The 18,704-nt window shown below is 57.8% G+C and carries 12 protein-coding genes; 7 read left to right on the forward strand and 5 right to left on the reverse strand.

What is annotated here, in order from left to right:
• Positions 1-127 precede the first annotated feature (127 nt).
• Entirely contained in the window at positions 128-2,146 is a 2,019-nt protein-coding gene (locus PSEBG33_RS21440) for a TonB-dependent receptor (RefSeq protein WP_005785178.1), read from the reverse strand.
• 171 nt (positions 2,147-2,317) lie between these two features.
• On the opposite strand from PSEBG33_RS21440, the gene PSEBG33_RS21435 reads away from it, so the two are divergent.
• Together PSEBG33_RS21435 and PSEBG33_RS21430 are read left to right on the forward strand one after the other, a co-directional pair.
• Complete coding sequence (locus tag PSEBG33_RS21435; protein ID WP_003188882.1) at positions 2,318-2,551, forward strand: VF530 family DNA-binding protein; 234 nt, start codon at positions 2,318-2,320, stop codon at positions 2,549-2,551.
• A gap of 4 nt (positions 2,552-2,555) precedes the next feature.
• Positions 2,556-3,179, forward strand: a complete 624-nt coding sequence (locus PSEBG33_RS21430) for a Pr6Pr family membrane protein (RefSeq protein ID WP_005785181.1) — start codon at positions 2,556-2,558, stop codon at positions 3,177-3,179.
• A 1-nt stretch (position 3,180) separates the two neighbouring features.
• Here PSEBG33_RS21430 and PSEBG33_RS21425 read toward each other — a convergent pair whose 3' ends face one another.
• Together PSEBG33_RS21425 and PSEBG33_RS21420 are read right to left on the reverse strand one after the other, a co-directional pair.
• Positions 3,181-3,948, reverse strand: coding sequence for a siderophore-interacting protein (locus PSEBG33_RS21425; protein WP_005785183.1), 768 nt, complete (start codon positions 3,946-3,948; stop codon positions 3,181-3,183).
• Entirely contained in the window at positions 3,945-4,454 is a 510-nt protein-coding gene (locus PSEBG33_RS21420) for a PadR family transcriptional regulator (protein ID WP_005785185.1), read from the reverse strand. Before PSEBG33_RS21420 ends, PSEBG33_RS21425 begins: the two co-directional genes overlap by 4 nt.
• Positions 4,455-4,947: 493 nt before the next feature.
• Between PSEBG33_RS21420 and PSEBG33_RS21415 the strand changes: the two genes are divergently transcribed.
• Entirely contained in the window at positions 4,948-5,445 is a 498-nt protein-coding gene (locus tag PSEBG33_RS21415) for a CS1 type fimbrial major subunit (protein ID WP_005785186.1), read from the forward strand.
• Between the two features lie 108 nt (positions 5,446-5,553).
• A complete protein-coding gene (locus tag PSEBG33_RS30050) occupies positions 5,554-7,359 on the forward strand; it encodes a hypothetical protein (RefSeq protein WP_005785188.1) in 1,806 nt (601 codons plus the stop codon).
• A gap of 109 nt (positions 7,360-7,468) precedes the next feature.
• Here PSEBG33_RS30050 and PSEBG33_RS28145 read toward each other — a convergent pair whose 3' ends face one another.
• Positions 7,469-8,008: a hypothetical protein gene (locus tag PSEBG33_RS28145; protein WP_005785189.1), complete on the reverse strand. Its 540-nt coding sequence runs from the start codon at positions 8,006-8,008 to the stop codon at positions 7,469-7,471.
• Positions 8,009-8,457: 449 nt separating this feature from the next.
• On the opposite strand from PSEBG33_RS28145, the gene PSEBG33_RS21410 reads away from it, so the two are divergent.
• The 3 genes from PSEBG33_RS21410 to PSEBG33_RS21400 all read left to right on the forward strand — a co-directional run bounded on the left by PSEBG33_RS21410 (position 8,458) and on the right by PSEBG33_RS21400 (position 17,422).
• The gene (locus PSEBG33_RS21410; RefSeq protein WP_005785190.1) at positions 8,458-9,879 is read left to right on the forward strand and encodes an amino acid permease; all 1,422 of its coding nucleotides are present in this window, start codon (positions 8,458-8,460) and stop codon (positions 9,877-9,879) included.
• A 258-nt stretch (positions 9,880-10,137) separates the two neighbouring features.
• Positions 10,138-12,162 (forward strand): M3 family metallopeptidase, encoded by a 2,025-nt coding sequence (locus PSEBG33_RS21405; RefSeq protein ID WP_005785191.1) that lies wholly within the window; start codon positions 10,138-10,140, stop codon positions 12,160-12,162.
• Between the two features lie 85 nt (positions 12,163-12,247).
• Positions 12,248-17,422, forward strand: a complete 5,175-nt coding sequence (locus PSEBG33_RS21400; protein ID WP_005785193.1) for a dermonecrotic toxin domain-containing protein — start codon at positions 12,248-12,250, stop codon at positions 17,420-17,422.
• 54 nt (positions 17,423-17,476) lie between these two features.
• On the opposite strand, the gene PSEBG33_RS21395 is transcribed toward PSEBG33_RS21400, so the two are convergent.
• On the reverse strand, positions 17,477-18,616 hold the full coding sequence (locus tag PSEBG33_RS21395) for an OpgC domain-containing protein (RefSeq protein WP_005785195.1): 1,140 nt from the start codon (positions 18,614-18,616) through the stop codon (positions 17,477-17,479).
• Between the last annotated feature and the right edge of the window lie 88 nt (positions 18,617-18,704).

The raw sequence follows: 18,704 nt of genomic DNA on the forward strand, positions 1-18,704 counted from the left end.
CGTTTTGAGAAAGGGTGAATCGCAAGATGCATCATTTCAGTTTTGGTAACAGTGACAGATAGTCGCTGGCTAATCTAATAATGTGGGAGGGGGCTTGTTCCCTCCCACAAAGGGTTTTCGGTGTTGGTCAGAAGGTGGTGCGGATGCCGAATTGCACACTGCGTCCCGGTGCTGGTGCGATGTCGCGCAGGATCGAGCTGGCGTAGCGCACGGTCTGGTTGGTCAGGTTTTCACCGTTGACGAACGCCAGCCACTGGCTGCCACCGACGTTGAAGCGATAGCCCGCGCTTGCTCCCAAAGTGGTGTAGCCATCGGTGCCGCTCTCGTTATCCGGCACGCGCCCTTGGCCCGCGGCATGTTCCACATCGATACGTGCCTGCCAGCGATCCAGTTCCCACAGCAAGCCGCTGTTCAAACGCAGGGGCGCAATGCGTGGCAAGGCTTCGCCGCTGTCCAGGTTGGTAGCGCGGGTGTAGTCGCCCGACAGTTCCAGCGCGAACTTGCCGTAGGCGCCTTCGCCGAGCTTCCAGTGATCCTGGGCTTCGAAACCGGCGAAACGCGCACGTACGCCGGAGTAGCCGTACTCGGGAATACCGCCAGCATCCTCTTCACCCTCGTCGTTCAACGTGCGGCCAGTGCCGAGCAAGCCGATGTAGTTGGAGAAGCGGCTGTAGAACACGCCAAAGCTGCCCTTATGGGTGCCATTGTCAAAACGCAGGGCCAGGTCGCTGGACACGGCTTTTTCTTTCGACAGGTTGGCGTCGCCCAATTCATAGGTGCCGGTGGCGACGTGGGCACCGTTGGCATACAGCTCGTAGAAGGTCGGGGCGCGCTCGGTGTAGCCCAGCGTCGCGGCCACCGACCAGATGGGCGTAAGCGTGTAGACCGCACCCGACGACAGGCTGCCAGCGGTGAAGTCGCTGGATTTATCCGCAGTGGCAAAGCGCGCATTGCCCTTGCCATCCGGGTCGACGTTGGTGTGCTCAAGGCGCGCACCCAGGCTGAGTTTCAAGCGCTCGGTGGCTTGCATCTCTTCCAGGATAAACAGGGCGCCAGCGTTGGTATCGGTCTGCGGTACGAACGCTTCCTCACCCAGGGCCGAAAATTCATTGCGGGTCACTTGGGCGCCGACCACGCCGTCGAACGGCCCGATGGGCTGGTGACGCGCCTCCACTCGGGCTTCATAGCCTTTGTTCTTGAAGGTGGTGCCGGTTTCGCCGCCTTCGATTTCGCGGTGCTGATACTCGGTGTAGCCCGCGTCGATCTTCACCGAGGTAAACGGGCCCTGCAGGTTGCGGATTTCGGAGGCAAAGGCGTAATGATCCTGCTTCATGCGGATGCGTACATCCTGCTCGGCGGGGGAGCCATAATTGCTGTCGTAGTTGCTGTAGGACAGGCCCGCGTAACCATCATCCCAGGTGTAGGAACCACCCACCGCACCGCCGTCCTGACGCCCGTTGCTGTTACCCAGGCGGCCGTTTTTGCCGGGGCCGTTTTCGCTCTCCGGCGCGTGGCGGCTGCGCGCATAACCAGGGATTTTCAGGTCGTTGAATTCCCGCGCATTGGCGTCCAGGTGCAAGGCGAATGTGCCATTGCCGGCCTCCAGCTTGCCCGCGCTGCTGCGGGTGGTGTCGGCGCCGCCGTAGCGCAGTTCCCCCGCACCGTGGATGCCTTCGATGGCCTCGGTGGGGATGCGGTTGTCGAAGGTGTTGACCACGCCACCGATGGCACTGCCGCCGTACAGCAGTGCTGCGGGGCCGCGCACGATTTCGATACGGTCGACATTGATCGGGTCCAGCGGCACCGCGTGGTCATAGGACAGCGACGACGCATCCAGCGCCCCCACGCCGTTGCGCAGGATGCGAATCCGGTCGCCATCCTGGCCGCGAATGATCGGGCGGCTGGCGCCTGGGCCGAAATACGACGATGACACCCCGGGCTGCTTGTTCAGGGTTTCGCCGAGGCTGCCTTTTTGTTGCAGGGTCAGCTCATCACCTTCCAGCACAGTGGTGGGCGAGGCCAGTTGTTCGCTACCCAGCGGGTTGCCAGTGACGACTTGGGGGGGCAGTTCCAGGGCATAGGCTTGTGAGCTGATCAACAAGGCGGCGGCGAGAGGGGACAAGCGCCAGAGAGAAGGCAGGGACATCGGATATTCCTAGGCAAAACGTCTGATAGATATAGTTACAATATAACATCTCTTTTTTCGTCAGGAAGGGGAACTTTTCCTGGCGGGCTATATTCAATGCGATGCTTCCACCTGCACGCCTCGTCGGCTAAGGTGCGCGGCTGTGTTTCCTCTTTTTGCAAAAGGCCTGGCATGACCGCGACAAGCAACGACCCGCTCCACGGCGTGACCCTGCAACACGTGCTCACCACCCTGGTGGAGCATTACGAATGGAGCGGCTTGGCCGAACGTATTGATATCCGCTGCTTCAAGAGCGACCCGAGCATCAAGTCGAGCCTGACCTTCCTGCGCAAGACGCCTTGGGCGCGGGAAAAAGTCGAAGGGTTGTACGTCAAGCTGATGCGCACCAAACGCCCGCTGGACTGAACCCATGAAGCGTTTTGTCGCGACGGCGGCGCTTGCCGGCTGGGTGGGGTTGACGATCCAGCAGTACCTGATCCTTTATTCACGCTGGTCCATTGAAGCCAGCCTGCTGGGTGGGCTGGTGAGTTTTTTCAGTTTCTTCACCGTGTTGACCAACACCCTGGTGGTGGTGGTGTTGAGCTACGCCTGGGTCAACCGGGAGTCAGCCGGCAAACGGTTTTTCCTGGCGCCTCACATCAGCAGTGGAGTCGCCGTGAGCATTGTGGTGGTAAGCCTGGCCTACAACCTGCTGCTGCGGCATTTGTGGAGCCCTGAAGGCTTTCAATTTATCGCCGATGAATTGCTGCACGACGTGATGCCGTTGCTGTTTCTGATTTATTGGTGGCGCTGTGTGCCCAAGGGTTTTTTGCGCCTCAAGCACATCGGCGCCTGGGTGATTTACCCATTGATGTACTTCGCGTATGTGCTGATGCGTGGGCATTTGCTTGGGCAGTATCAGTACCCGTTCATCGATGTGGACCGCCTCGGTTATCCACAAGTGTTTGTGAATGCCGGGGGGATTCTGGCGGGGTTTGTGGCGATAGCGTTGGTGATGGTGGGGCTGGATAAATTCATCAAGCCCCGGCCCTGACTCACTCTTGCGAGCTACCGTCGGCGCGCCAGTAACCCACGGCCTTGAGGTATTCTTCATTGACTTTGTGGGTGTCCAGCAACACCCGCCGTACCTGGCGCGACAATCTGGTTTCGGTCGCCACGAAGCTGTACAGCGTGCCGTCGGGCAGCGTCAGGTTTTGCACCACCTCAAGCAGGTCATCGTGGCCACGCAGCACCCAGATCACCTCCACATCGGCCGCACTTTGCAGCGTCTGTTGCTCCGCCGCATTGGCGATTTCAATCACTGCAATCACCTTGCGCCCAGCGGGCAACTCCTCCAGACGCCGCGCAATGGCGGGCAGGGCGGTTTCATCGCCGATCAGCAGGTAGCTGTCGAAAATGTCCGGCACGATCATCGAGCCCCGTGGCCCACCGATATACAGGTGCTGCCCGACCTGCGCCTGCTCGGCCCAGGTGGACGCAGGGCCATCGCCATGCAGCACGAAGTCGATATCCAGCTCGCCGATTTCCAGGTCGTAGCGCCGTGGCGTGTAGTCGCGCATGGCCGGTTGCGGGCCGTCGCCCTTGATGGCGAATGTCGGGCTTTCAAGCGCTGCTTGCTCGGCGGCGTTCTGCGGGAACAGCAGCTTGATGTGATCGTCGCTGCCCAGGCTGATAAAGCCCTCCAGCTCAGGCCCACCCAGTGTGATGCGGCGCATGCGCGGGGTGATGTCCACCACCCGCAGAACATCCAGGCGGCGGCGTTTGATTTCGTGGGTCACGCGATGAATGGCTTGTGTGTTCATTGGTCTGTCCCGTCGGCAATGGCTTGAGCGGTGCGATTGAGCAGCGCCGCGACACGAATGATTTCTTCCGGGCTCCAGTGCCCGTTGTGCGAATGCAAGGCGTGGCGCAGGTTGTGCACTGCCTCATGGATCTGGGGTGGGCGGTCGTGGCCACGCAGCGAGCGCTTGCTGACATCCAGGCGCATGCGCACGCCATCCAGGGCAACGGCTTGTTCGCTTAAGAAGAGACGACCGGCGTCGGTGATTGTGTAGCGTTTTTTTCCACCATCGGCGTCGCCGCTGATCAGCTCGCTCTCTTCAAGAAAGGTCAGGGTGGGGTAGATCACGCCGGGACTGGGGCTGTAGGCGCCGTCGAACAGGCTTTCGATGCGGCGGATCAGGTCGTAGCCATGGCAAGGTTGCTCGGCGATCAATGACAACAGCAGCAGCTTCAGGTCGCCGGGGGCGAATACCCGTGGGCCGCGGCCGCCGCGTTTTTCAAATTCGCCGCGATGCTCGTGTTTCATGCGCAAGTCCTCTGAACAGGTTTAGATATAACTTAAGATATATCTTTGTGCGGAGGATAGCCCTTGGCGACCAACGGTCAATGGGGTAGCCGCGGGTTTCGGTCATAAATGAAACAAGTCCGATTGGATCTTTTTTATTTATAGAGCTATAACTTTAATTAGAGTCATGACTCGAATTCTTATCTAGCCCGTGGTTGTGCAGGCGCTTTTGAGTTAGTGTGGTCTGCGTCTTACAGTAACTTCTTTATCGTGTTTTTAAGTGTGTAGCCTGTTTCCTACGGATACTTTTAAAGTTTTGGCGAAATGCCATCTTTTTCGCTCAACCGCTGTTTACAAGGGCTACGCTAATTTTAGAATGCGCCTGCATACCTGCCTCTAGTTTCGATTGATCATTGTTTGGCATTGCTTGTTCCAACTAATCGGCAATGTAATTCGTTGTTAGGGATCTCCTTCGCAATGAACCAACCAATGTTGTCAACTACAGGTATTGACCATGTTCAAGAAGTTTGCTGTTGCTGTTCCCCTGGCTGTTCTGGCGCTGTCTTCCTCGGTAACCGCTATCGCTGCCGGTGAAGCCAGCCACACCGTCAACCTCAAGGCAAACATCCCGACCACCGTGTTCCACGCCCAGCCGCGTGATCCGAACTGGGGCCGTGACGAGACCATGACCTACAACCTGGTCAGCGGTGAATTGGCGCCCCTGAGCGCCATCTACGACATCAAGAACACCAACGGTTCGGTTGCCGCCTACATCGAAGGTGGCCCGGCGGTGCTGTTCAACGGTGATGCCGCGCAGAACATCCCGCTTACCACCACCCTCAATCGTGTGGCCCTGTCCGGCACCCCGCAGGAAGTGCTCAACGAAGCCGACTCCACTCCAGGTGCGGGTGTTGAACTGAACATCTCCGCTGCCAGGCCTACGGCGACTCAGCGTGGTTCCTACACTGCCGTGATACCGCTGGTATTCGACGCCGTACTGCCAGCCCTGTGATGCCAATGAGTGCCTGTTAATCACGGGCATTCACTTGCAGGTCGGCTGATTCCCTTCTCTGTCCGCCGACCTGATTTTTTTATCTCTTGGCATTCAGGGTATCCGTTCATGTTTCCGATGACGCCTATCGCGGCTGCGCTTGCGCTGTTGATGTGTACGAGTGCGCTGGCTGCACCCGCTGCCTCCGGCGCTGCAACCCCTGGCAGCTTGATTACCCAGGCCCAAGGCCTGCCCGCAGGTTTCAGTGATCACTTTTTCGACGTGCCGTTGGCGGTGCGTGTGGACCTTGACCAGCAACCGCTGGGCGAGGCTCTGATTGTGCTGTCGCGGGATGATCGCGTGACCTTGCTCGAATTCACCGACACCGGCGACAGCAAAGTACCGGCCGCTACCCGTGATACCTGGCAAGCCCTGTTGGAAAAAGGCGTAGCCCTGGGCGCCTGCACCCAGGCCTGCCCGGAAAAAATGATCTCGGCGTTCTACAACCTGGAAAACTCCCAGTTGGCGATCCTGACCCAGGACGTCGAACGCAGCGACGACATTCCGCGTTTCTATGACCAGCCCGAAGGCGGCAGCCTGGGGCTGATCATTAACAACCAGCTCAACCTCAACGGCAGCCAGGAAGACAGCCTGGGCGGTCGCTATGGCTTGCAAGCCAGTTCCAGCGTGGGTAACTGGAGCCAGGTATTCAACCTGCAACTGGCGCGTCAGAGTGGCGACAACGAACCCATGCGCCACGCGATTCACGAGCTGTACACCCAGCGCGAACTCGAAGGGCAATTTTTCCGCCTGGGTCACTTCACCCCCAATTCCGACGGCCTGACCCGTCAATTGCGCAGCTTCGGCGCCAGCCCCGATACGGCGTTGGGTCTGATGTACGGCAGCTCCGACAGCCTGGCCATTTTCAGTATTCGAACCTGGGATATCAACTTTGTCGCCAGCGGTCCGATAGAGGCCAACCATGCAAACCCGCGTCAAGGTTTGATGTTCAAGGTCCCCTCCGAGTGGCGAAGTTTTGAGGTGGTTTCATCCAAGGGCGACCGAAAAACAGTGGAAATGCGTATTTCCGGGGTTGGCAGCCGCTTCAATACGACTAATCCGCCGGGCGTTCAGGCCTGGAGTTCGTTACCCGCCAACTGGACGCAAGCACCGGCTCCGTGCCAGTACACCGGCATGTGGGCAGCTGCCCCCACGTTAAGGCTGTGGTTCTGGCTCGTACCGGAAGGCGCCGGTGCTTGTAATCTGGTGACGCCGTTTGATGTGCCCACCTCCAGTTTCAGCATGCTTGAGTACACGTACGAATTGCGTACGCCTAATCCTTTGGATATGGAAGCGGGGGATTACAGAGGGTCGATTACTTACCGTGTCGGGCCGTATCAGGATTTCGATTTTGGTGACTTGTACCTTCCAAACGATGATGTGTTGACCTTCAACTTCGATCTTCGGGTAGAGCACAACCTTAAGGTGGACCTGCCACCGGGGGGCAACCGCGTGGAGCTATTGCCCGAGGGCGGCTGGCAGGCTTGGCTCAACCGCGGGCGCCAACCATCGCGCCTGTTCCGCGACCAGACCTTCGTCATTTCCGCCAGTACCCGCTTCAAGATGCAACTCGAATGCGGCCTGACCATCGGCAACACCTGCGGCCTGCGCAATAGCGCGGGGGACGAAGTGCCGCTGCAGGTCGGTGTGACCTTGCCTTTTGGCTTGCAAGCCCAGTACGGCCAGGCCGTGAGCAAGTTGCCTTTGCGTCTTGACGGCACTGGCACCGAGCTGTTCCAGCCTGGCCATTACGTCAATAACCGTCCCGCAAGCCTGCACTTTGCCGTGGAGCGAGACGACGTGAAAGAGATGCTCAAGCAACCCGGCAGCACCTACACCGGCGTGGTCACGGTGATCTGGGATTCAGAAGTCTGAGTGGGCATTGGCCGCATATCAGCCGTTGGCTGGGTTCAATCTATAAGGCGTAATCAAACATGAAACATGCAGTGTTAGTGGTGGGGCTGTTCCTGATGTCGTTGGGCGTTTACAGGCGACTCATTTCTTCGATCACCATCTCACGCTGTATGCGGTTTTGCGGTTGTGGGTAGCCGTAGAACCTCAAGACCTGCCGGGCGCTCAGTTGCAGGGGTGGGTTTTGATCCTTGGGCGGCGGGCAGGGCAGGCCGATGGCGTCTGGATCGATGACGTGGGCGATATGCAAAATCGGTGGTGTAAAACGCCGCCAACCGCTGTCGTCGCTCAGTGTGACGCTCGGCGTGGTCGCATTTTTAGCGTACAGCGCTCCGTTGCGCAGGGTCATGCCGGTGAGGCGCATTGAGCGACGTTGGGCCCAGACAAGTAATTGCGGACGGTTGAGCGCCTCGCGAAAGAGTTGCAGCCAGCAGTCCAGGGAGCAATGTGGGGTAATGACCAGAAGAGTGGCCGGGGCGTTCGAGCGGATTTTCAAGTGTTCGATCAATGTTTGGAGCATTTGCCTGTCACTGCTCTGGCGTTGCGTCTTGCCTTGGTCGAGGGTGGTCTGAGTAATGGGGGAGGGGCTGTCGTTGGTGGTCAAGTCAGTCATCCGTGAAATCTCGTTGAAGGTACTGGCCGAGCGTGCCTTTTACGGAGGCAGGCTGCAGCGGGACCGTTCTCGTTTCTTTCTGGTGGGTGTCGCTATGGGGTGAAGGACTTGAGCCGGGCGTCGGCAATTGCGCCATCGCAGGGCATGACGATGCACCAATGCTGTGCAATACTCGCCGCCGTTTTGGTCAGCGGCTTTCAGGATAAAACCAGTTAAAGCTCCTTCGTAAACCGGCTTATTCCCACGAGCTACCACTGAAATTGTGTTTTTTTATAGTGAAAAACCCTGTGTCGAGGTTTTTATACTGCATGCCCCGCTGACTTTGTAGGTTTCGTCCTACAAGGTGGGTTTGTCCATGAAACAGACTCGGACTCATCCCCACTGCCAGGCTTATCGGCCTGTCTGTGAGACCAAGTGGTTTATCCAATAACAAGATGAGGTTGTACCCCATGCCAGTCGGCAACCCACTGCCCCATGGCGAGACCGCTCAAGGCGGCCCGCTCAAACGCGAACTCGGTGAACGGCATATTCGCCTGATGGCCCTTGGCGCCTGTATCGGTGTCGGCCTGTTCCTTGGTTCGGCCAAGGCCATTGAAATGGCCGGCCCGGCGATCATGCTTTCGTACATCATTGGCGGCCTGGCGATCCTGGTGATCATGCGCGCCCTCGGCGAAATGGCGGTGCACAACCCTGTCGCCGGCTCGTTCAGCCGTTACGCCCAAGACTATCTCGGCCCCTTGGCGGGCTTTCTCACCGGCTGGAACTATTGGTTCCTGTGGCTGGTGACCTGCGTGGCGGAAATCACCGCCGTGGCCGTGTACATGGGCGTCTGGTTCCCCGACACCCCACGCTGGATCTGGGCCCTGGCGGCGTTGATCAGCATGGGCACAATCAACCTGATCGCGGTCAAGGCGTTCGGTGAGTTCGAGTTCTGGTTCGCGCTGATCAAGATCGTCACGATCATTGCCATGGTGATCGGCGGCGTCGGTATCATCGCGTTTGGTTTTGGCAATGACGGCGTGGCGCTGGGCATTTCCAACCTGTGGGCCCACGGCGGCTTTATGCCCAATGGCGTCACGGGAGTGTTGATGTCCTTGCAGATGGTGATGTTCGCCTACCTGGGCGTGGAGATGATCGGCCTGACCGCTGGTGAAGCGAAGAACCCGCAGAAGACCATTCCCAGTGCCATCGGCTCGGTGTTCTGGCGCATCCTGCTCTTCTACGTGGGGGCGTTGTTTGTGATCCTGTCGATCTACCCATGGAATGAAATCGGCACCCAGGGCAGCCCATTCGTGATGACCTTCGAGCGTCTGGGCATCAAGACCGCGGCGGGCATCATCAACTTCGTGGTGATCACCGCTGCGCTGTCGTCCTGCAACGGCGGGATCTTCAGCACCGGGCGTATGCTCTACAGCCTGGCGCAGAACGGCCAGGCACCTGCCACCTTCGGCACCACGTCGAGCAACGGCGTACCGCGCAAGGCGTTGCTGTTGTCGATCTTCGTACTGTTGCTGGGTGTGCTGCTCAATTACATGGTTCCGGAAAAAGTCTTTGTGTGGGTCACCTCCATTGCCACGTTCGGCGCGATCTGGACCTGGCTGATGATCCTGCTGGCCCAGCTCAAGTTCCGCAAAAGCCTGAGCCCGGCCGAGGCGGCTGGCCTCAAGTACCGCATGTGGTTGTACCCGGTCAGTTCCTACCTGGCGCTGGCGTTCCTGGTGATGGTGGTGGGGCTGATGGCGTACTTCCCCGATACCCGTGTGGCGCTGTATGTGGGCCCGGTGTTCCTGGTGGTCTTGACCGTGCTGTTCTACGTGTTCAGGTTGCAGCCAAAGACCGTCGCTCAAGGGACGGTGCGTTCCGCGTCCTGATGTGTGTCTTGTGACAAAAAGCCCCACCCCGCTCTATCGCGGGGTGGGGCTTTTGACCTCCGTATTTTCTGCACTATCCTCTATTTGCGGTGAGGCGCCTGCCGCCCCTGGGGCCTGATATCGCGAGCACTGCGCCTGTGTATGACGCGGGGCATCCGGTTCCGCGCGTTATCGCGTTGCTCATATCTATCTACCCCTCCAACGATAATTCATTCCCTAGGCTGGCTGATTCGACAGCTACCTTTGAAGAGTGATTTCATGCCTGAAAGCAACCCCCTGCTACTGCCCTACGACTTGCCACCGTTCTCTGCCATCAGAGCAGAACACTTGGTTCCCGCCATTGAGCAAATCATCGCTGATAGCCGCAACACCACCGCCACGATCATTGCCAGCCAGGCGTTATTCCCTACGTGGGACGACCTGGTGCAAGCAGTGGAAGAACTGGGGGCACGCCTGGACGGCTTTCTCAAAATCATTGAGTTGCTTGACTCCGTTCCTCAGGGGCCGGCATGGAAGCTGGCATCACATCGCAGTCATGAGATGGCAATGCAGTACAGCGCCGAGCTGGCGGCGAACAATGATCTGTACCAGCTTCACCGACAACTTGCCAATAGCCCGCCCGCAGCCCTTTTCAATCAACAACGCCACAGTGCATTGCATAAAATACTGCGCAAGTACCACTTGGCCGGCCTTGATCTTTCGCCTGAGAATCAACTACAGCTCAAAACGTTGAACCTGCAAATCGAGAAAGTCAGCCAAGAGTTCCTGCGGCGTGTGAAAGACTCCAGCGACGCATGGCGTAAGCACATTCAAGATAAGGCGATGCTCAGTGGACTGCCTGGCGCGGCCCTGGCACGCATGGAGGCCGCGGCTCGGGACGCAAGCCTGGATGGCTGGTTGTTAACCCTTTCCGAGCAGTCCTTTCAGGAGGTGATGAGCTACGCCGACCATCGAGCCTTGCGCCAGGAAATGATGGTGGCTTACTACCGCCGTGCCGTGGGGACCGGTCCCGACGCCATTGCCACCGACAATGAACTGGTTCTGACAGTGTTGCTCGACAGTCGTCACCAGAAAGCACAATTGCTTGGCTATGCCAACTTCGCCGAACTGGCGTTGGTGGAACAAATGGCGCAGACGACCGATGAGGTCACTGCATTTCTTCGTCAGCAGATTGATTGGGCACGCACGACATTTGCCTATGAGGCCCAACAACTGCAGCGCTATGCCGCGCAACGTGGGGTCGATGCGCTGGAACCCTGGGATTACAACTATTATGCGGAAAAAATTCGCCAGGACGTGGCGGGTGTCTCCCAAGACGCAGTGCGCAAATACTTCCCGTTGGAAACGGTGCTGCAACGCTTGTGCGCGTTCACCAAAACGCTGTTCGGCGTTGAGCTGATTGAACAAACCACAGTCGATACCTGGCACCCGGATGTGCAGGTATTCGAACTCAGGGAGTATGCCGAGCCCATTGGGCATTTGTTTATTGACCCTTATCGCCGCATGGCGGGCGGCGAGATTGGCGCCGCCTCAGGTTTGCGCAATCACCGGATGACGGCCGAGGGGCGTCCACAACGTCCCATAGCTGTGCTACGCAGTCAGTTGCCACCCCCTACAGCGACTCAGCCTTGCTTGCTGGATCACTTGCAATTAAGGGTCTTATTGCATGAATTCGGCCACTGCCTGCAGCACTTGTTGACCGCCGCTCCCTACCGGGCGATTTCCGGTATGGGCCAATTAAGCCATGATACGACGGAGTTTTTCGGCCAGGTGCTGGAGCAATTCTGCTTTACCGCGTCGTTCCTGACCTGGCTCTCCGGCCATTTCCAGACAGGAGATCCCTTGCCTGACGATATGGCCACTCAAATGAGCCGATTTGTTCACACCCAGACCAGTCAGGAAAGCGCCAGTATTTTGCTCACGGGCCTCGTCGACTTCGAGCTGCACCGTACTTACGGCGACGGACGTACACCTCATGAAGTTTTCACCCATGCCAACGTTGAAGTCGGGCATTTGCAGTGGCCAGATGGCACCCGCCCGATCAACAGTTTCGAACAACCGATGGGTAGCTATGGGGCCAGGATGTATTCCTACAAGTGGTCTGGTGTCTTGGCCCGCCAGGCTTTTGAACAGTTTGAGCGTGATGGCTTGTTCAACCCGGAGACCGGGAAAGCCTTCCGGGACGCGTTCATCACTGAGGGCGATACCGGTACGCTGTTGAGCGCACTTGCGCTTTTTCGGGGGGACGGCGCGGGATGTGTCGGGCATTCCACCGGGGCATGAAGCGCTGGTGCATATGTAGCCCCTCGGCTGAAACTTGAAACGCCAGAGTGATCTTCAGCAGCCAATCCGGCATGGAGAGCACTCAATGAGCACTGACACCCCACCGTATTTTTTCAGCGAAACCCAAACCGATCGCACACAGCTAAGCGAGCGCCAACGCACACGCAACTTTACCCTCAAGGACCTTGACTGGTTCGACTCGGTCTATCTGGCCACCGATGCTTTGCGCAGGGCACACAAAGCGCCGATGCACGTCCAAACCCTGCAACTGAATGTGCTCGGTCAACCGGCTATTGAATTGGCGGGTGCATTCGTCATGAGCCCCGCCCCAGAAGGCGGGGTTGTTCTCTATACACCCGCTCGTGGTCTGGAAAAGCTGGAAAGCCATGAAATCCTCAAGACGCAAATGAAGTCGTGGCTCAAAGACTCGTCGCAGCGCCAGGCGTTGCTTGATTACCTTTCCATCTCCCAGCAAGTAACCCTGACGCCTACGGCAGCCCTGACGATTACCGCACATACCGTGGCTGGCGCTGTCTTCGAAGCACAACATACGACCCTCTCCAATAACCTGCTCGAAAATGCTCGTTTGATGCGCGAGGAGCTGCTCAAACTGCCCAGTTTCACTTCTCTGCTGGATGAATACATTTCCTCCAAGTTGGCGCAGTCTTTTACGGATGTCGATCAGCGCCAGATCCAAGTGCAGAGTTATGTTATCGACGCATCCAGCGAATCAGGCAATTCTGATTCGCCAACGTCCCGACACACAACCACCCGCTCCTTGAGCGAAACTGTCCTCAGGTATTTCGTTGCCAATAGCTGGCCTGCGGGTGAAACCCGGCACTACTACAACCCCCAGCAGCCTACTCAGGACGCTGATGATCAGTTGCGTTGGGACGTATCAGTCCAAGGATTGGCCCGGGGCTTGAAAGCCTATATGAAGCAACAGCCCAAGGCATTTTGGGCGCTGCCGGCCGCCGCAGGATCCTCACGGCTACAACTTTTTACCAATGCCATGGCCAATGCCTTTTTCACGGTGGCGCTGGAGCAACAACAGCAAACTACGATTACGGTTGAGCAGCGTCTGCAACTACAGGCCTTGCCGCTCAAGGCTGCGCTGCCCGCGACAACGCTTGCTCCTGCGATCAATGTTGAAAAGGCACTGCTGAGTGAGCCTGAACAGACCCCCGCCGAGCTGGCAGGCACACTCATCATCAGCAGTAACAAAAGCGACGATGGCTCGCCCTGGCTGCTCTACACCCCTCAACAAGGCCTGCAATCGTTTGCCGAACTGGGAGCACTCAAAACCCACCTTCTTGATGGTCTCAACTTCAGGCAACATGCCGATGCCTGGAGAAAGCACCTGTCCAGGCCGGAACGCTATAACGAAGTCGATCTGCTGGCCTGCGAGGTCACCACAGCCTCGATCACCGGGGGTATTTTCCAACGCATCATGGAGGGCATCATTGAGAAACAAGGTCGCAACCTTGAATACGCCCTCGATCAGTATCGCCTGAGCCAGGGCACGATGGACCTCGACGCCCTGGTCGACCATGTGCTGGATGTACGTGGCATGATTGATCCAACATTACTGACCTTCGAACCCATGGGGCGTTGGAGTACCCAGTTGGCAGAGACCTGGACGGCGACGGTGAATGAACCCAGGGTTCCACCAACGCTTGCTGCAATGCGCACAACTGTGCATTTACTCGAAAATGTCACCGCCGAAATCGAACAACACCTATCGTTTCGCCCCTCGCTGGAGCGTTCCGTTATCACCTATCTCAATACCAGACTGTACGCTATCAAGCAGCAACACTTGCAGGCTGCGTGCCTCTCGGTACGCCAATACAGCAACCCTTCGAATGGCACTGACAAACCTCAACTGCTCTCATCGAGCAGTATGGTCGACTATTTTCTGGCGCATTTATGTGGCGAAGCGGGTCCACTCATCGATCCGCTTAACACTCATGTCTACTCAACCGCTCCTGGCAAACCCGCCACTAAAGTCTCAAGTATGGACGCCACTGCCTTCAATACGCTGATCACCAGTGCAGTCGGTGGGTTTAAACAGTACCTGTGTAGAACCCACAGCGTGTCCCCCAACATGCAGCCCTTGCTGAGAAAGGCAATGGAGATGGGCTTGACAGGGGAAGTGCAAGTCAGGCTTTGGAACAATGCGTTATTGCCCCTCGACTACGAAGTGCTTTTGACCGTGTTAGGTATTTACGCCAGAGACTTACGCCCTGGCGTCAATGGGTTCCGCCCTGATGCGTTTTCTTTGCAGGTCGTACCGACTGGGCAGAATACCCCGCTAGTATTCAATAACTGTTTCGTGCTGACCGAGCGCGGCGGGCTTGATCCTCAATATTGCGGCCGCACGCTGCTGTGGACACCCGCGTTGGGCCTGGAAAGTTTCTCCTCATTGAATGACTTCAAAGCAGAGATAAATCGACGCCTGGCAATCCCGAACGAGCGACAGGTTTTCCTGGCGAACCTGGCGCCACCGGACTGGGAAGCACAACCGAGCTATGCATTCAGTTCCCTTGAACTGATCGAAGGCAACCTCGTCGAGCACTTGCAACGAACCTACGCGCAACAAAAAGACCATGAACTGTCGCAAATCCTGTCCATGCAGCTGTCGGTCGAACAGCTGCGCAAGCTCTGGCAGGTTCAAGCCACACAAGACCTTGCGCCCACCAACGTGCAGCGTGCCAAGGACATGGTCCAGGCCATGATCCGGCAACAGGGTTTGCAATGGTTGGGCAAAGCTCATGCTGTGGATCAACAGCTGTACGTCGAATTGCTGGAGCAGTATCGAAACAATGTCACCGACAATCAGGATTACCTGCACGGGATCGACTCCCTGGTTCAGTTCACGCGCAAGAAGCTCAGCACTTTACTGAAGGACCTTGACGATCAGGACAGCGTCACACCTGATGAAATCGAAGTCGGGCTGCCGGCGCAGGGCACTACGCCTGCCCGCAATCAGTCCCTGCTGGACTACGCCTTGAGTCATCAGTCGTATTGGAACGATGAGGTGCCCTTCTTCGCCAGCACCGGTACAACGCCGTTGCCATCCACCCTGGATGCGCAGACGCTGAAAACGCGGATACAGGCGTTGAACATCAACGCGGCTTACCAAACGTACATCAAATCCTTCCTGGGCCCTGCCAGCTCGGACTTTGAGCAACGCTCTAAGCGCTTCGCCAAGCAACTGCCGTGGCAATTGATGCAATACGCTCACGGCATGAAGTTGCAAGACCAGCTTTCACCGACGGCCTTCGGGCTCATTCAACAGATCATGGACATGCCCGATGCGATCGCCCGCGCGACAGTAGTGGATGCCAACGCCATGATCCGCCCTCTGGAACTGTTGGTCGATGACGGGAAGAAAACCATCAAGATTCCCGGGGCTTATTTGATCGGATCCGCCTCCGGTGACAAGGGGCCTCACGTCCTTTATGCCCCCTATAGCCCATGCTACACCCTCAAGGAATATACCGTTGAGGCTGCACTATGTGCTGAGTTGACAGCCGCCGGCGCATTGCAGCGTTGGGTTCGGCAGGTGGTCCCGGCCATTGACCTCGCAGCACTGACAAACGCACTGGAGCAACCCCAGGCCAGCACCACCCTGCAGCTGGCAAGCAACCCCATCAACGCTGCGCTGTTCAAACAGCTGTTCACCGACAATGTCGAGCTGCTGACAACGCTGCTGGGCTGCCAAAAAGCCGCTGATGCAGGCACTGCCTGGGATACGGCCAAGGCCGTGTTCTCTGAGGGCGTGCAGGCGGCCACTGTATTTTTTGCCGGCAAACTGGCGTACCCCCTGGTGATCTGGCAGAGCTATAAACTGTTCAAGGCTTCTGCCGAGGAGCTGCAAAGCCACCAATGGCATGAGGCACTGGGTCATTTCATCGGTGGTGTCGCTGCGCTTGCCGGGTTGAGCGATTCCATGCCTCCCGTATCAGAGGACGGCGTGCCCCCGGCACCCGAGCCGATCCCGCCGCCTTCCACATCTGCGAGCTCTGTGGTGTCCTGGCCCGCGCTGGACATTACCGCTGCTTCGCGCACCCGGCTCCAGCGTTTCGAAGTCCTTGAGCCGAGCTTGGCCAACCTGATCAAAGACACCTCACTCAACCTTTACCGATCGACTTCCAACCATTACTACGCGGCGGTGGCAGGAAAAGTGTTCGAAGTCATCAAGCATGGCCAGGGCTGGCGCATCATCGGTGATGGCGAAGTCGGCCCTGAGGTACAGCGCAACCCTCGACAACAGTGGATGCTCAGTAGCGCTGGCCCATTGGTGACGGGGCGACGGACAATTGCACGATTGCTTAATCGCTTCTACTCCGAGCCATTTGCGCGCTCGAATATGAATGTATTGGCCAGCGGAGTGCGCGAGATACGAGCGCTTTACGCTCGAGAATCCTGGGTTATCACCGATGCACTTGCCTTGGCGACGTTTTATGCAAAGAACGCCCAGGAAAATTTGCGCCTGATCACACAAACTCCCCTTGCTGCCCCTGAGCTGGTCAAACAGATCAAAACGTTTTTCGGCTTGCAGACGCTCGAGGTCGAACACCTTGAAAAAATTCAGGAGATCGTCGACAAGGTCTGCAGTGCGTTAATGGAGCCCTCACTGACGTCCTCGGACTCAACGCGATTTGTCATAGGCCGTTCGCGGTTGCCGGCTATTCAGGGCGGACACACGTTGATGGCCTTTACGATTGTCCCCGACCCCCTTCAACTGGTGTACTTGACCGAGACGTTTTTCGACCCGGGTCTGAAATACAGTCATTTGTTGACAAAATCGTTCTATGTCAGCGCCCACGCCCGTGCGACCACCCTCATTCACGAAATCACTCATCATGTCTGTGCGACGTTGGACTTGGCTTACGTGCATTCAGGCCATCCCTTTGATGACCTGATTGATCCGCAAACCCCTGAGGGCAGTAACACTAAAGCAGCCCTGGAAAAGCGCCATCTTTCAAGACTGTCGCTCAATACGCCGACTCATGAGTTGTTCCAGGTTGTCGATGTTGCAACGGGCTTCAAATCAGACCCTACCCAGGGCACGTCAACACAGCATGTGCTCGACAGGCTACTCAGCGTCACAGGTGCCAAAACCCTCGCCGATGCGCGGCGAGTTTTCCGTACCGATTCGCTTAAACGCATCCTTACGGTACTTAACAACGCCGACTCCGTTGCCTACCTGATTGCACAATTGGGGCGTCGAAAAGAGAAACCTGTTGGCTTATGACTAAAACGTCAGGTCATCGCCCGGGCCGTTTACTCCTGCGCAGCGAGGCGGGCATTAACTATTCGGCCTGTCTCGCTTCAAGGGGCGTGGCGTCTGATTGAGGTGTTTGTTGAACTCCATCCAGGCCGCGAGGGCCGACATCAGCACCACACCGAGCAAGGCGGTGAGTAATTGCATGACCACGTCGTCATCCGCCAGGGCATTGAGCATGTCCGCCAGTGGCGCCAGCACCACGCCCAGGCAGAACACTTCCAGGGAATAACGGCCCATCTGGCAAATCCGTTCAGCCAGACGGTTTTGCGTCCATTGCGGGTTTGGCAACAGCTTGGCGGTGACATAGGCCAGCGCCAGGAAGTGCACGAGGCGCACCGGTGACAGATTGGTCTTGCTGATGGGGTACAGCAGGTTGTTGAGCGTGGTGGGCATCACCGCATCATGGATTTCTGGCCAGAGCCACGACAGCGTGATCACGCCGGCCACCACCACATACAGCGCCGCCGCAACGAACAGCGGCTGGCGCTGCAAGGGGCGTGTCTCGGGCGTGCTGGGCCGCTGGCTGTAAATCGCCGCGGCGCCCCCCAGCACAAACAGCAATTGCCAGGTAACAGGGTTGAAATACCACACGCCATCGGCAATGGCGCGCAAGTTCCAGCCCATCCACGGCGCCATCAGGTAGACCACCAGCGAGACACTTACCACGGCCCAGGGCGCGCGCACCATCAGCGGCAGCACCACGGACAAACCAGCCAGCAAGACGATGTACAACGGCAACGGATCCATCAGGTTGGGCTTGAAGCGCAACAGCAGTTCGTCGGTCAGTGCCTGTTGCGGGTGGGTGACGAAGTGCGTCAGGCCCATCTCCGCCACCAGGTCGCGGGTTTCTACATGGTTGTTGGCGAAGAACACGATACCCATCAGCAGGGCCAGCAGGAAAATATGCACCACATACAACACCCAGGTGCGGCGCAGGATTTTCAGGCAGGCCATCCAATAGCCTTCGCGCTGCATGACCTTGCCGTAGGCCAGCACCGAGGCGAACCCGGCGAGAAACACGAAGACCTCCGCCGCGTCGCTGAAGCCGAAGTTGCGCAGAGTGATCAGGCCGAGAGGGTTGTGGGGGACGTGATCCCAGAAAATGAAGATCAACGCCAGGCCCCGAAAAAAATCGATGCGCGGGTCGCGTCCGTTCAGCATGGCAGCGGGCTCTTGAACAAGTAGTTGAATGACGATAGGTGAGCGCGCGCGTTGTCGTACGCCGCACGTCGAGCGGGCGCAGGTTGGC

It is taken from the genome of Pseudomonas synxantha BG33R, assembly GCF_000263715.2.
In the GTDB taxonomy this organism is placed as follows: Bacteria; Pseudomonadota; Gammaproteobacteria; order Pseudomonadales; family Pseudomonadaceae; genus Aquipseudomonas; species Aquipseudomonas synxantha_A.